This window comes from Salipaludibacillus neizhouensis (assembly GCF_002886185.1).
Taxonomy (GTDB): domain Bacteria; phylum Bacillota; class Bacilli; order Bacillales; family Salisediminibacteriaceae; genus Salipaludibacillus; species Salipaludibacillus neizhouensis.
Genome location: NZ_KZ614146.1, coordinates 86,036 through 102,130, shown reverse-complemented (window position 1 = coordinate 102,130; position 16,095 = coordinate 86,036). Strand labels below are relative to the sequence as shown.

Sequence of the window (16,095 nt, the reverse complement as noted above, 5' to 3'; positions counted from 1 at the left end):
TTCCTCCTCTATAAAATTAATTGCCCGCTATGATTTTTATTTCATATTCTTCAATCGAAAACCCGTAACTTACTTCAATCTCACTGCCCCAAATTTCAACTGACAGGAAATGTTCTTCCTCGTCGTCACAGTAATCAAAGTAACGACAATCCTTATTGTTTACGTTTGCTCCTCTTCCTTCACCACTCACTCGGGCTGTACCCTTTTCATCTAAATAATAAGTAACATCATCATGCTCTATTTTTTCAGGTAAAGGTTCAGATAGCTTCTTTGGTATCGATTCGTACATTCCTACTTCTAGTTCATCATCCATTTCAACACTTAACCACAATGTCTTCTCACCAAGAAGCTGATAGGCAGTCCATTCATACCCATCATCATTATACGTTAGTTTGCTAACAACTTGATAGTCTTCGAGATCATAATTTACAATATCATCAATCTGTATGTTCATCACAGTTCGTTCCTTCACCTTTGCGGTGTTTTCTTCTTTGCCACCAAAAAGTTTTTGAAAGAATCCCATCCAGTCACATCCTTTACTGACGTTAAATAGCCACTCTTACTATTACGTAGGGTATTAATAAAAGTTTCACATTTAATCTTTTTTTTAGCGTTTTTTTTCAAAATCATCAAAGATTACGGCAACAGCCAATTATTTTGATAAAAGTTCGTATGTTTCCGTATCACATATAACATAAAGAACCGCTTCTATTGGTATTTTTTCGTCCAACCGTCTGTTTATATCTAAATGATCACGATCAGCAATTAACGTTGCTCCTTGCTGTAGCAAATCTTGAAAAGCATCACGATATGTCAGCCATTTTTCATTTACTTCCACTTTATAAAGATCATCACCATGTTGTCTACTCATAAGCTGAGAATAAATTTTACTAACCCCTTTATACATTGCTGAACGTACGGCTAAGGTAGACGTGGTATTCTGCGATAAAATAACTTCATCTACTTTCACGTGCGCAAAGTTAGAAGCATTTTTCTCAACCATAATTTCTACGGTGGTATGAACATTTGGAGCAACTCGTTCTACTGTTATAGCTATTGATAATGTTTTAGCATCCTGCAGGGAGTAGCCTTGAATTTTATCATCTGAAAAAACAATCACTGATTTTGCTTTTGTAATATTGGCTTTTAGTAATGTATCTTCCTCTGTGGCCTCACCTTGAATATAATGAAGCCTGTTTTCAGTTATATCAAAAGGAGACTTTGGTAAAACATCGATAACAACAACTTCACCATCTACACTTGATTCTAATAGCTCGGTCACTGCAGATTCTGTTTTCTTTCCCCAACCGATGATAATAATGTGATTTTCATTCACATAATTCAATTTACCTTCCTCCTTTTTTCTCCTGAATATCGAAAATGCATCAACAATTTTACCAATAACGACACCTAACAAACCTATACCTAACAAATACATCAAGACAGCAAACATTTTTCCAGCTAATGAAACCGGAGAGTAATCACCGTATCCAACAGTGGAAAACGTTGTCATGACAAAATAAAAGGAGTTTGCAATACTTTCGAAATTATCAGGTTCTAGCCAATAAACAATAAGAGAGCATAGTGCAACAAAAATTAAAGTGAAAAGAATGATCGTAGAGTTCCTCATTTTTATGAGGTTAAGTCCAAACTTGAAAAAAAAGTGCATCTATTTGTCTCCTTCACTTAGAATGTCGGATGTATAATAATATTAACTATAACATTGTAACATAGGAAAAATGGTCGATGTCATCTCTACACTAAAACCTATCTTAATGATATTACAATGTTCGAGGAACGTATAAATGTAGAATCATACCAACGGTCCTTTCAATGATATTTCTTAAGTTATCAACTTCAGAAAATCTTTCATAAAAAACCGTTAACATATTCAAATTTTAAATACCAATAGTCTAGCCAATTTATTTTTACTTCGACTCACGAGCCATCATCCGAAACAACACTAACATCGCTAAGGTTCTTGCGACTGCTGTTAAGATTGCTACTCCGGTAACACCCATTTGAGGGACACCTAATGCACCAAAAAAAAATGTAGTTACCGACTATATTTAAAATATTCATACCTAACTAAACAAACATGACATCCTTTGTTAAACCCTTCGCCTGTAAAACGGAAAAAATCGTTAACACCAGTGCCTGTGTAAACAACGTACTCCCAACGATAATCATATATATACTTGCATACGGCACTAGCTCCTGAGCTAAATTAAAAATGGATAAAAAATGATGCCGAAAAAAACTATAATTGCACTAATGATAATTCCAAATAATGTGAGCATTACAATCGCATTCGCAATTGTAATGCTCACATCTTTAGGCTTTTTTGCTCCCAAATTGTGCAACGCCGATACCTGCTCCCATCACAGTAAAATTAAATAATACGAATGTAAAGCCCATAATTTGATTTACAACACCAATTGCAGCTACAGCTTCATTGGATACAAAACTCAGATAAAAACATCCATAAAATTAATAAATGCTTGAAAAAACACCTGTATATATATTGGCCAAGTAATTGCAAACAACGTTAATTTCTTAACAGATAGATTACTATTCTTCACCTTATACCCACAACTTCCTATATACCTTCTTAATTATTTACTGCGTGTTGAATTACCCTGTCCTGCTTTGCTATATGTCTACTTCTTCTCATGCTTTAATATTACTTCTGAAATTCTCACTTTTAGTATTACAAAGTCTTCATGACGATGTCGTGTCTTCAACAATATCATCATAAGAATACATTCTGAATATTACAAAGAGGACGCTCCGGATAAAGTCACCATTCAACGACCTCCGAAGCGCCCTCTTATTGTAATAATGTAGTTCCCTTCAAATAGAACACTTATTGAAATGACTAAATTATGAAAAAAGGTGCTCAACAGGTCTTGAAGACCATTTGACTCCCCTCTTCTATTGCCTAGTTAATTATAAAGAAATTCCACTTCTTCCATTAAAGATCTTACCTGTTCGTCAGTAAAAATTCGACCTTCATGTTGGGAAACTTGCTTTTTATAGTGGTCTAGTCTTTCTTCCTTCTTGTCAGTATCTTTATTTTCCTCTGCTTTCTTCGCATTGCTTAAATGATTTTCCAGCGCCGTTGAAATGCCTTTGTGCCCTGGTCCATCCGTTTCTGACGCATACTCTTTAGTCAGTTCAGCAATGTTTTCATACGTTACCTCTTCCTCAGGTACATTTTCCGCTACGATAATCCAGCTTACTTGTGGATCTTGGCTTGAAGCTCTCGCAACTGTCACATCAAGGAATCCATCCGTGATTTCCACATCTTCATAGCCAAATACATCATATTCAAATGTGAAAGAATAACCTTCTGTTTTTAATTCATCATTAATGAGGACATCAACACTTCTATCCCCACCAGAACTACGCCATGGATCATAAAAACCAACATAAACCGAATAATCTCCATCATCTAAATCGAAGTTATACGTAATATCATCTCCATCAGTGAGGTATCTAAGAGTAGAGAAGATATCTTCTGATCCGTGTACAGATCCATTTGTATTATTACCAATGTGCCCCCATGTTGGTGCATTGTCAGGGTCATACGCTTGATCCATCACATTTTTATTGATCCGTGTATCTTCCATGTAGGAGGACCATTTAAGATAATTGTTCGATTCTGTGCCTCCTGCATTGACAAAATATTTTACGTTATCAGGAACAACCATAATGTCTGTTCGTATAACTTTATTAGACAAATCAGTTAGTACCCCAGTAACTTCTACTGTTCCAGGCAAAGCGAAGTCATCAGGATTAATCGACCAAGTTACTTCCGAGTCCAGTTGCTCATCGACGGTCGTAACATTTATGACATCCGGTAAGTCTGGAGTTTCACCTACTGACACCCTTTCAGGTAATTCAGTATTTATATTTACTCGGAACATGCTATCTAATAAATCTAGTTCCCACTCGTCATACCATTGCAAGATAATTTCATTATCTTGACCGAACTCCATCGGTAACCATACATACCTTGAATCAGTTAAATTACCTTGATTCCATCTGTCCCCCATGTAAATAAACTTTCCATTCTCTTGATCGACTGGGATGATGTAAGTTGATTGTGTATCAAAGGTCGTTGATGCACCTTCACCAACTGATGGGTCACTCATATCTGACCATTTACCAAAAAGATCATCCGTAACAGCATATTGTGCTCGGTTGGGATCCCATCCTGAGGAGCCAGAGGTGGTTAAATAGTACAATCCGTCATATTTAAAAATTGCCGGTGCTTCTCGGTGTGCACCAATAAACACCCTTACATAATCTTCTCCAATTACACCTTGGTACGTTTCATCACGCTCACTACCACCATCCTTATACCACCCAACTACATCTGTGTAGTCTTCATTAAGCTTTGAAATAAACATGGTATAGTTTTCTTCACTTGCATAAATAATGTATCCGGTACCATCATCGTCCACGAAAAGATTCATGTCCCGTGCCATTCCTGGTTGATCTGGCTGTCCATTGAAGTCAGCATCCTCCGGAGTTCTATCCAACCGATTACTTTCTTGAAATTCAAAAGGACCTGTAGGAGAATCACTTATGGCATGTCCAGCTTCAGCTTTGGCGTACATAGCATCGCTCCACGAAGTAGGTCCATCAGCGTGAAACCACATGACATAATTATCATTCTTCTCATTGTAAATCACTTTCGGTCTTTCAATGACTCTCTGTGTTCCAATTCCATCAATAATTTCTTCCTTATCATCTCTACCTTCATAAAGTCCAGATATAAGTGGATCGTTTTCAAACTGCTCCTTTGATTCAATGGCAGTTAAAGCTAGACCCTCATCTGTCCAATTGTAAAGATCCGTAGATGAATACACTCTTACCCCTCTAGTAGGGAGATACCCATGTGTTTTGTCTTCCCCATACCAATAGTATTTTTCCTCATTTTCGTCATACATGATGCCGCCACCATGTGCCTGAATAATTTCTCCGTTCGTATCTCTCCATTGCTCCCCTGGTCTAAAGGAGTCGTAGGTAACTATTTTCAAAAGATCGTCTAATGCAGTTTCTAAATTACGGATCGCTGTACGAATTTCTTCTTGGATGGATTCGACATCAGCCCCATCATTCACACTGTCGACCACTTCATTAGCTTGTTCAATCACAGAATGTAGATTTTCCAAACTAGATGGTGAATACAAGTCCGTTTTCACGGCTTCACTCTCCGCCGCTTCCAATACCTCTTCTAAGTCAGAAATAGGAATAATGACACTTTCTTGAACAATGATGTAATTAATTAATGGGTCGTTATGGTTAGATAGGTCAGCTTCGGTCGGCCCTTGAACTCTAACATCTAACTCTCCATCGTTTACGGAGACCTCCCTAAACGTTTCTTCGATTTCTTGACCATCTCCAATGCTAAAATCACCATCGGAAACATTCTCATCCTCAAGAATAAGATTCACACTTCTATCATTCCATGGATTTTTAAATCCAAAAGTGACATCATACTCTCCATCTGGCAATTCAAACAAATATTCTATTGCCTTATCACGGGTTTGGTCACCATTATAGTACCTAAGAGAACCATTTTTAGTTAACTCGTCATTAACAGATGCAGAAGTGGTTTCTGTTGTTAATCCCCAAGTTTTACCTGTAACTGCATCCTCCCTATAAACCTGGTCCGTTTCACTAGAGTATAGACCCATCTTATCTTTTCCCTCAACTGTTTCAGGATTTGGGTCTCCTGCATTAACAAAGTAAAGAATATGATCATTCTCTTTTAACTCTTGCTCTGAAAAATCGCCGGAACTATCTGCTAAAGAAAGTCCAGGTAACTGAAACATGGAAGTTACTAATAATGCGCTAATGCCCATCAACATACCTTTGCGTTTATGCATATTCAACATGTCCTCCTTAGAATATTGTGTCCCCTATGTATAATAATTCTTGGTGGATGCTGCGACAATTTTATTTCCTAACATTATCACCCCCTTTAATTATTAGACGTCAATCCATACTCTAAAGCTGTAATTACATCCTTCCTCGTTCTTGTAAAACTAGTACTACTTTTCAACATCGTCTAAGAGGAATAGGTAAGGTGTTTTGTTTCCATATCTTTGTCTCCTTTAATCCCGTTGTTACCATCAATCTTCACAAAAATAGTAGAAGCAAAATACATTGTCAGTAAACTTACTAAACTCCCGGAAAAGAATAAAATTAATCCTGGCATAATAAGGAAACCAATAAAGGCTAATCCCATACTAATTGTCAATAAAACCAACTTCAATGGATTACATATTACAATTAGCAAAGAGTATTTTACATATTGGAACGTATTAAAGTTATAATGAACAAATACTGGATAAACAAAAAGGAAAACGAATAAATAGAGTACAATTAAACTAATCAATCCTACGGTCAATATTGTAAATAGCCATCCATCATAATTAAGTAAAAATCTTAAATCAAAATAAAGGACGAAACCTATGATAATAAATATGCCCAAGAGTACATTTGATTTTATAAATTCCGTACGAGACGCTTCCCAGAATGTAGCGAAAATAGGGATATCTTTCTCGCCCATAACCCATTTCCTTGTTACTGCAAACATAGCGGCCGTCGATGGGCCAATGCCAAATATAAGTAAGCCTGCAATACTAAATAGGACCCACAATATATTTAAATATGCCAAACGCATCACCCAGACACATAATTGATATAGGCTTCCCATAAAAGTTCCTGGCTTCATACATACCTCCAGTTACGTTATACTCCAAATGAATAATGTTATAAAGAAAGTAGCAACATAACTTTCCCACATTTAATACGTACTTCATTCTATAACCTCTCTAAATTCTATTCCTTCTAGCACCGCGCCTTCTGCAGCTTCAATCGCTTCTGTTAATATATGAAGTTGATTTCCGCTGTTATTCGCTAAGGTGCTTGGCAAATACACTCGATATTGACCTCCCCCCCTAAACTCCGGACGAGACTTAGAAGGTAACCACACTCTTCCTACCAATCTATCATTGAAAAAAATAGAAAGTTTAACATTTTTACCTTTTGGAAACATCATTATGCTTCCGGAAGAATCACTAAATTTCAATGAACTAGAAAGCCATCCCATCTGACCGGACACCGTTTTAAAGGGAAATGATACTTCCACTTTCCCCTCCGCAGACTGTAGTTTTGATGCCTTCACCAACTCCTGTTCTTCCATCCCATACATCGACCAATGATGAGCCACGTTCCCAGACAGTAGTGATACTATTCCACCTGATTCTCCGTAATATTGCTCCAAATAAACAACTACAGTGCACGACTGTTTACCATCTAAATACTCCGAAATACTCACATATGGTTGCAAAGGGTTCACATATTCCACAAACTCTCCATCAATAAACAGCTTGGCTAATGATTCAATCCCTTCAAAATGCAAAATATGATCCGAAAAGTCTGTTTCAACAACGATTTTCTTATGGTAATAACCTTTTTTAGGTTGGGCACTAGTCAAAAATACATCATAGTTCGTTTTCTTCCATGCCGCATCTTCCATATCCAAAACTGGAACCTCTGATAACTCCTCATTCAAAGGCAAATAACTCCATCCTTTACCAAGCTCCGCCTTCTTATGAACGACTGTTAATCCATCGATCCCTTTCAATGCATTTATTGAGAGGGCAGGCAATAACGGAGAATGAAAATTAGTATGTCCCCAAATTTCTGTGCGAATTATAAAATCGAGTTCTTCCTTAGTATTCTTTAATGGATAATATACAAAACCACCGCCAGGTGTGGATGTGCCCTCATAAACCGAATTGCAATAAAGAGACACAACATCACTTGCCTTATGAAGTAATACTCCTTCCACATGTTGAGACTGGTCATTAAGGTAAAGGCTCGAATACCAACCATACCCTCGAAAGTAGCCTGCATCCTCTAATGCTAGCGGCTGACTCACTTGTTTCGACTTCATCAACCACTCTCTTTCATTGATATCAATATACGTCCAGTCCGCATGAAATTTTTTTGAGTTCATCTTTCCTTCTGTTTCACTCAAACGATTCATGTATTTTACTCCACCACTAGAAGTAATCTCACTTACCATAGCAGCATTCGCCCGTGACATTCCAAAAATCACCAAAGACGTTCCGTCCTCAAACCCAATTGATAATCTTTTAATCGCACCTTCCACTCCATCACTCATAGCTGAAAAACTAAAAATCCAAGTATCATCATCCTGAGCCACTTCCATGTCCTCTACATCTACTTTCGTATTTTTCGGAAGCTTCAACGAAATCTCCGCTCTATCTTCCGTATGAAATATCATAATTCTTTGTTTTTTCTCTGTTTTAACCAATCCAAGCTCAGCCGTCGAGTACTTCAATGTACCAGGACAAGCCCACGTAGCTAACGGCACATCATATAACACAATCTGACAACGACATACTGGAACTTTAAAAACCGTTTGTACCGGAAAAGAAACTGTACCTTTTCGAATAAGAATATACTGATCGACATCTCCCGTATTTGGTAAAAACAACGCTTTACCGCCTTCTACAAGTTGAAGAGAGTACGGTGAATGTCCATCTAACATCGTTGGTTCAAAAAAAATACCCTCATCCGGTTGAGATTTCGCTTCAGCAAGTGAAGACCCAAAAGCATTAATAAATTGCCCCAGTAGACGACCTTCACTATGTTCTTTTCTTAGTAAACCCTCTGGAGAAACCATTCCTCCAAAATCATAATCGGAAGTCAGAAAGGCTACTGGATCTCCCCAATTATTTATACTGTTCGTAAAACCAAAATCTGTACCAGAAACCTGATTATATGGCCCTAATAATTTTGTTCCTACTGAAAGCAAGCGTCTTAAAAAGAAATGTGTTCGATTCGTTTCTGTTACACACAACGGGTAGTTTTGCTGCTGTAGCTCTTCGTAATAGTCGTAAGCTATTGATTCAAAATTAGGATCCTTATCGTTCGGATAAAAATTACAGGCTGGCATTACTCGTTCAGTAAATCCAGTTGCCCCGTATAAATCACCTTGACCTGCACAGGCAAAAAGCGGTACAGAAATATGATGTTTTTCTGCCATATCACGTAGAGCAGATATATACCCCTCTCTGTCTTTAGTATGATAGAAGTCCATTTCATTTTCCAATTGAATAGCAATAATTGACCCATTATGACCTTGTTCGAACTTCTTTAAAACAGGTATTACTTGATCAAACCAACGTGAGACGTGGTCAAGATAACGAGAATCATTATCCCTAACCACCATGTTTCGGTCTGTATACAAGTAAGAAGGCAGCCCACCCCCATCCCATTCGGAACATATATATGGTCCAGGTCGAGCAACTACCCACAACCCTTCGTCAGCCGCCATTTTTAGAAATGTTTTTATATCTTTATCACCATTAAAATCCCAATCCCCTTCGCTCATTTCATGGAAATTCCAAGGGAAATATACGTCTATACAATTGTAACCAGCATCCTTCACCTTTCGCAGGCGGTCCTGCCACAATCCGTTTGGAATGCGGAAATAAAATAGCGAGCTACATAATAACCGGTTTATTATCAATATAGATTCCATCTTTATTCATCTTGACTTTAGTTTGAGTCTTCTGTGATGAGTTCATGTCAACCTCCTTTAAAGCTCATTTTTTATTAATCAACCTTTCACCGAACCTCCTAACTTAATACCTGCCATAATGTACTGCTGTAAAAAGGCAAATAATGCTAACGGTGGAATTAAAGCCGTAATTGATGCAGCGAACAACATACCATAGTCTGTAATACCTTGTCGCTCCCCATCCAATGAGTACAATCCTAGTTGAAGAGGGAACTTGTTTGGATCACTTAAGTAAATTAAAGGTCCTAAAAAATCATTCCAATGAAAGTTAAAAGTAAAAATACCAACCGTAATAATAATCGGTACACATAGCGGAGCAATGATCTTAGTCAAAATCTGAAATGAATTACAACCATCAATGTAAGCAGACTCATCCAACTCTCTAGGTATCGTCATAATGAATTGCCTCATAAGAAAGATATTAAAGGCTGCGCCAAACATACTAGGAACAATTAATGGTAGATAAGTATTCACCCAGCCTAACCATGAAAACATTAAAAATTGCGGAACAAGTGTAACTTGCTCTGGAATCATCATGGTAGCAAGTACCGCAAAAAATAACGTTTGATTTAATGGATGACGAAATCTAGCAAAACCATAAGCAACAATAAAAGAAGAAATCGTTACAAATACCATGTTAAAAAACACAATAATTGTACTATTAAAAGCATATCTGACCATTGGAAACGAAGTAAACATATTTACATAGTTTTCCCATTTAAAAACACTAGGAATCCATGTGATCGGAACCGTAAAAATCTCACCTGATGCCTTTAAAGATCCCGATATTGTCCAAGCAAGCGGTATCATAAAAATAACCGTTGCACTTATTAGCAAGATATACTTTATTATAATTAAATATTTATCTTTCCCTTTTAACGTTTTTAACTCTTTTAGTGATTTGATAGGTTTATTTTGATTCATAGTACACCCACTTTTTCGCAAAGTAGAGATTTATTAATGTAAAGACCATGATGACAAAAAACATCACCCAGGCTAGGGCAGATGCATAACCCATACGGAAATACTCAAATGCGTTGTTGTATAAATGGACCATCAATGTGTCTGTCCAAGATTTATCGAGTCCTGGTATAATCATTGGCTCGATAAACATTTTAAATGTATTAATAATTTCCATTGTTGTTATAAAGAATACTGCAGGACTGATCGTTGGAAAAGTGACAGAAAAGAATTTCCTGAATGAAGATGCTCCATCAATATCAGCAGCTTCCAAAAGGTCTTTTGATACGCCTGCTAAAGCAGGTAATAAGATTAATATACTTCCACCCACTCCCCATAGTTTCACGAGAATAACTGCTGGCTTTGCCCAATTCGAGTCACTAGACCAACCTGGCCCCTCTATACCAATCATACTTAGTAAACCATTTATCAAACCAACATTTTGTCCACCAAAACCTGGAGCTAGCATATAATTCCACAATAGCAAAATAGCTACTCCACCAAAAATTGATGGTAGGTAAAATGCAGTCCGAAAGAATGATATACCTGGAATAGCGCGTAATAAAAGAACGGAAATTGCAAGACCTAAAATCACATGTAAAGGAACCCCAACAAATACATAAAAGAAAGTATTGCTTAAAACATCCCAAAACCGTTCATTTGAAAATAAACGAATATAATTGTCAAAGCCAATCCATTCAGCTGGAGTTAGCACATCATACCTTGTAAAACTTAGATACATAGAAGCAATCATTGGACCACCAATAAATACAGTAAAACCAAAGATAAATGGTGATATGTATAGCCAAAACTTACGTTTTTCGCTTCCCATATCCTATCCTCCTTTATAGGAAGGGGTATCTCTCTCGAAATACCCCTTCCTTCAACATACTTCACTTTTATGTGAAACCTTACTTGTCTTCCATATCACCATCATAAATTTCTTGCAATCGTTCTGCTTCCTCTAATAATTCTTCAACCTCATTGCGTAAACCAGGCATTATATCCTCAACTGGCTCATTCATATTAATTATTTGCGACATTGCATCTTGGACAACTTCATTAATTTCACTCCACATTAATGATGCTTCTGGTCCATAAGCAGAATCAAGAGATTCAAGCATAACTTCAAAATTCTCAGGTGGCAGATCCCCAAGATCAAGATATACATCAGATGCTGCAACATCCTGCAACGTAGGAGTATCTCCATGCTCGGCAGCCAAAATTTCTTGTGCTTCTGCTCCTGTCCAAAACTTGATTACTTCCCAAGCGGCTTCTTTATGCTCAGAACCTTTCGCCATATGGAAAGCATTTGAAAATGTAGGAGATGCCGGTTGAGCTCCTTGAGGAGCCAAAGTCATATCCCAATCAAAACTATCAATATTAGCTTGACTACTTAATACGTGCCAAGGTCCATCAATCAACATTCCTATATTTCCACTAGTCCACAAGTCCATTCCCTCAGGAATTTGATTTTCATTAGGTGAAATATCTCTCTCGTTAACTATCTCTTGCATTAATTTGATTGCTTCAATACCTTCGGGCGAATCCATTGTAAATTCAGAGTAGTCTTCACTTAACATGCTTGCGCCATTAGAATGGAGGAACTGACTAATACTTGCCCACCATCCGCCTAGAGGCGATACCCCGAAAACACCCTCATCGTGATTTGTAATTTGCTCGCCTGCTTCGATTACTTCATCCCAAGTTGTGTTTTCATCCGGATAATCCAATCCATGTTGGTCAAATAAATCTTTATTATAAAACATCATGACCGATCCTAAACGCATTGGAATTCCATAAGTAGTCCCGTTATGAGTATAGGAATCTATACCAACTTCATAGTATGGATCTAAGGAAAAATCATCGTCACCTTCAATATAAGGTCCCAAATCTTCAAGAACACCGCGTGCAGCAAAAGAGTAAGATTCTTCTGCCATTTGAATAACATCATATGGATCGCCTGAGGCCATTCTAGTCATTTGCGCTTGAGCGTAATCTGGATGACCAGGTAAGTTAACAAGTTCAACTTCTATATTGTCATTCACTTTATAGAATTCTTCTCGAATGGCTTCCATTCTTTGTATATCAAAATCTCCACCCCAGAAACTGAAACTAATAGTGACATCTTCGTCACCAGACGATCCTGAATCATTAGATTCATCCGTAACATCTTCATTGTCAGACGAACTCGCATCATTAGATCCATTACAAGCAGCTAACATAACAAGGAATACACAAATAACTACGTAAAATAATATCTTTTTCAAATTTAACCCCTCCATATTTTTCATTGTAAAATTAATCAATCTAAACTTGTGGATTTTTCATTTACAACTAACTTCCTTTCCCCCCCTTTAATGCTAAAATCCTGTTGAAATAGAAAATTTAACTAACTATAACGAAAACAGTTACATAGAAAGAAAAAAACTCTTACTTTCATGAAATGGGTTTCATATATTACAAAAAAATTTTACACTCTCACTTTGTTATAAAGAATTTTATATTTCATAATTCAGAAAAATCTAGCTTTTAATATCAATTATCTTTATACTGCGCTTTACAAATTCAGAATTATAACAAAATTAAAATCCCTTTCGTTACTTACGAATAGCTAAAATTACTAGTCAATATTATGTCAATAGTTTATTTGCCCCGATATACTTTACATGAATTTCTAAGTACAAAAGAAGTTGGGATAACAGTTTCTTTGGGTGCTTCTTACCCCTCTATTAAATCAACTAAGACATTTACTGCTGTAGGTTTATCTTTTAGATTTAACAATTGTGCTACCCTTCCATTCACCCCGTTTAATGCTAAAATCCTGTTGAAATAGACAATTTAACTAATTATAACGAAAGCGGTTACATAGCACGAAAAAACTATCACTTTTATGAAATGGATTTCATATATTTCAAAAAAACTTTACACTCTCACTTTGTTATAAAAAATTTCATAATTCAGAAAATTCCACATATAAAAACACTGAAAGTACTATCTTATTAGCTTTCAATATCAATTATATCTATACTACGCTTCAATAATTCAGTATTAATAAAAAAATGAAAACCCTTTCATTACTTACGAATAGCTTATAGTAATAGTAAATAATATGTCAATAGTTTATTTTCCCCGATATACTTTACATGAATTTCTAAGTACGAGAGAAGTTGGGATAATAGTTTCTTTGGGGGCTTCTTTTCCCTCTATTAACTCAACTAAGACATTTACTGCTGTTTGCCCTAACATATCGTAGTTTTGTGTCACTGTAGTTATTCCGGGTGGGTAATACTTCGCTAAATAAATATCATCAAACCCTAAAACGGAAATATCATCAGGTACTCTGAGACCAAATTTAGTAAACATATTTATTGCTCCCATAGCGACAAAATCATTAACACAAACAACTGCTGTAGGTTTATCTTTTAGATTTAACAATTGTGCTGCTGCTTCTTCCCCTGATTCAATTGAAAAATCAGACCCTAAAATCCACTCTTCACTTACTGGAATTGACTGATGGTTTAATGCTAGTTTAAAAGAGTTTTTTTTATTCTCGGTGGAACTAATCCCTTTTAATCCCCCCAGAAATCCAATTTTCGTGTGTCCGTGGTTTGCTATTAATTCAACAAGTTTCCAAATACCATACGCTTCATCAGTACGAACAACGTGAGCATCTACTCCGGTCATTTTACCATTAATAAATACGACTGGAATACGTTCCATAAGTCGTTTCATTTCTTCAGCGTACACAGGGTCAGTTTCTATTTCATTTATTCTTCCACCTAAAAATATGATTCCATCTACTTGCTTTTCTAAAAGAGTCTGCAAGTAGTTAGACTCCATCTCACTATTATTCATGGAATTACAAAGAAACGATGTATACCCCATCTTCAACGCATGGGCTTCACTTTTTAATACAAGTGTAGAGAAGAATGAATGGTTTATATCAGGTATAACAAAACCAATCATTTTCGTTTTTTTATACAACAGACTTCTAGCCAAGCCATTTGGTTTGAAATTATTTTTATCAATAATTTCCTTTATTTTTTTCGTCGTTTCTGGGCGTACTCGTGCATTACCAGTTAAAACTCTGGACACAGTCGATGGAGAAACTTTTGCTTTTTTCGCTATATCATAGATTGTAATATTTTCTTTCTTCATAACTTTCGCTCCTCATATTTATTCTCTTTCTCTGTGGTGTATGGATTTCAGTGTAATGTTATTTTCAATAATAGTTAAAGGTTTTATTTTTACATAATTTAGTTTTATCATTTTTTGACTTTTGTCTCATTATGTCGAAATATACTCCATACTAGGATAGATGGAATAGTAAACAGCTAAAAACGGATGCCAAAATATTCTCTTTAAACACACCACTAATTCTTATGCTTGATTCGATTGACTAGGGTCTTTAACTGTAACCATAACCTTCCTTTCAAGTGATACTCGCATTTATCTGGACTCGTGTGTTGCTAAAACTTTTTGAGACCACTTTACTTTATTAAAACTGGCGTAGATAACTGCCATTGGTATCTTATTTTCCTTGATTCATAATACATGAATTTCTAAGTACAAGAGAAGTTGGGATAATAGTTTCCTTGGGGTGCATCATTTCCCTCTATTAAATCTACTAAGACATTTACTGCTGATTGTCCTAACAGATTGTAGTTTTGTGTCACTGTAGTTATTCCGGGTGGGAAATACTTCTATAAATAAATATCATCAGTTACTCTGAGACCAATCTTAGTGAACATATTTATTGCTCCCATAGCGAAAAAATCATTAACACAAACAACTGCTGTAGGTTTGTCTTTTAGATTTAACAATTGTGCAGATGCTTCCACCAAAATATATGTACCATCTACTTGTTTTTCTAAAAGAGTCTGCAAGCTATCGATGTAGAAACATTTGCTTCTTTCACTATATCGTATATAGTAATATTTTCTCTCCTCATACTTATCACATGAAACTGCTTTGATTATAATGTTATTTTTGAGTTTATTCAATTATTTTTACCATTCGCTCTCCCTACCCACTTCCCTTTTAATCTGAATTATCGTTTTGAAGAACGATTGTTTGGTAGACGTGTTTTCAAAACATAGGTTTATTATTTTTGGCCTAGTGTATTCATATATTATGTCGTAATTTGTCTAAAACAATAATGATTCATCAGAGTATTCAGAAAAGTTAGGATAATAGGTGGTATTAGCAAAGATTTATTGCTAGTATACTTATTTTATGAAAAGGGTTTCATAATTAAGTTCAAACTAACTGGTAGTATTAGTTCATGTTTCTATCTGAAGGTGGTAGTAATAAGTTTAGTAATTTTAGATTGACTTTATATTTATTGAAACCCATTTCATTTTGTATTAGTAAAATTTACTAAAGGAGGAATGTACGGTATTCTCTTTCACTTTAAGAAAATGGCGTCTAGACCAAGATTGGATTTGTATTTATTTACCTGACTAAGACTATCGTCCTTTTCTAGGTATATTATCAGC

10 protein-coding genes are annotated in these 16,095 nt (G+C 36.0%); all 10 read right to left on the bottom strand.

What is annotated here, in order from left to right:
* Positions 1-16: 16 nt before the first annotated feature.
* Positions 17-523 (bottom strand): DUF4178 domain-containing protein, encoded by a 507-nt coding sequence (locus CEF18_RS00445; protein ID WP_110934646.1) that lies wholly within the window; start codon positions 521-523, stop codon positions 17-19.
* 129 nt (positions 524-652) lie between these two features.
* Positions 653-1,669, bottom strand: coding sequence for a potassium channel family protein (locus CEF18_RS00440; RefSeq protein WP_110934645.1), 1,017 nt, complete (start codon positions 1,667-1,669; stop codon positions 653-655).
* A gap of 419 nt (positions 1,670-2,088) precedes the next feature.
* Positions 2,089-2,211 carry a hypothetical protein gene (locus tag CEF18_RS26285; protein WP_259457921.1) on the bottom strand — a complete coding sequence of 41 codons (123 nt, stop codon included), beginning with the start codon at positions 2,209-2,211 and terminating at the stop codon, positions 2,089-2,091.
* A gap of 734 nt (positions 2,212-2,945) precedes the next feature.
* Complete coding sequence (locus CEF18_RS25655) at positions 2,946-5,900, bottom strand: glycoside hydrolase family 43 protein (RefSeq protein ID WP_120689055.1); 2,955 nt, start codon at positions 5,898-5,900, stop codon at positions 2,946-2,948.
* A 182-nt stretch (positions 5,901-6,082) separates the two neighbouring features.
* Positions 6,083-6,751 (bottom strand): YesL family protein, encoded by a 669-nt coding sequence (locus tag CEF18_RS00425; RefSeq protein ID WP_110934644.1) that lies wholly within the window; start codon positions 6,749-6,751, stop codon positions 6,083-6,085.
* A gap of 84 nt (positions 6,752-6,835) precedes the next feature.
* Positions 6,836-9,595 carry a beta-galactosidase gene (locus CEF18_RS00420; protein WP_110934643.1) on the bottom strand — a complete coding sequence of 920 codons (2,760 nt, stop codon included), beginning with the start codon at positions 9,593-9,595 and terminating at the stop codon, positions 6,836-6,838.
* Positions 9,596-9,673: 78 nt separating this feature from the next.
* The gene (locus tag CEF18_RS00415) at positions 9,674-10,558 is read right to left on the bottom strand and encodes a carbohydrate ABC transporter permease (RefSeq protein WP_110934642.1); all 885 of its coding nucleotides are present in this window, start codon (positions 10,556-10,558) and stop codon (positions 9,674-9,676) included.
* Positions 10,545-11,426: a carbohydrate ABC transporter permease gene (locus tag CEF18_RS00410; protein WP_110934641.1), complete on the bottom strand. Its 882-nt coding sequence runs from the start codon at positions 11,424-11,426 to the stop codon at positions 10,545-10,547. Before CEF18_RS00410 ends, CEF18_RS00415 begins: the two co-directional genes overlap by 14 nt.
* 79 nt (positions 11,427-11,505) lie before the next feature.
* Positions 11,506-12,864 (bottom strand): ABC transporter substrate-binding protein, encoded by a 1,359-nt coding sequence (locus CEF18_RS00405; protein WP_183041102.1) that lies wholly within the window; start codon positions 12,862-12,864, stop codon positions 11,506-11,508.
* Between the two features lie 853 nt (positions 12,865-13,717).
* The gene (locus CEF18_RS00400; RefSeq protein ID WP_110934639.1) at positions 13,718-14,755 is read right to left on the bottom strand and encodes a LacI family DNA-binding transcriptional regulator; all 1,038 of its coding nucleotides are present in this window, start codon (positions 14,753-14,755) and stop codon (positions 13,718-13,720) included.
* Between the last annotated feature and the right edge of the window lie 1,340 nt (positions 14,756-16,095).

Excerpts from the sequence above, each read along its gene's own strand:
- CEF18_RS00445 (WP_110934646.1), bottom strand. The coding sequence starts at position 523 with ATGGGATTCTTTCAAAAACTTTTTGGTGGCAAAGAAGAAAACACCGCA.
- CEF18_RS00440 (WP_110934645.1), bottom strand. The coding sequence starts at position 1,669 with ATGCACTTTTTTTTCAAGTTTGGACTTAACCTCATAAAAATGAGGAAC.
- CEF18_RS25655 (WP_120689055.1), bottom strand. The coding sequence starts at position 5,900 with ATGCATAAACGCAAAGGTATGTTGATGGGCATTAGCGCATTATTAGTA.
- CEF18_RS00425 (WP_110934644.1), bottom strand. The coding sequence starts at position 6,751 with ATGAAGCCAGGAACTTTTATGGGAAGCCTATATCAATTATGTGTCTGG.
- CEF18_RS00420 (WP_110934643.1), bottom strand. The coding sequence starts at position 9,595 with ATGGAATCTATATTGATAATAAACCGGTTATTATGTAGCTCGCTATTT.
- CEF18_RS00415 (WP_110934642.1), bottom strand. The coding sequence starts at position 10,558 with ATGAATCAAAATAAACCTATCAAATCACTAAAAGAGTTAAAAACGTTA.
- CEF18_RS00410 (WP_110934641.1), bottom strand. The coding sequence starts at position 11,426 with ATGGGAAGCGAAAAACGTAAGTTTTGGCTATACATATCACCATTTATC.
- CEF18_RS00400 (WP_110934639.1), bottom strand. The coding sequence starts at position 14,755 with ATGAAGAAAGAAAATATTACAATCTATGATATAGCGAAAAAAGCAAAA.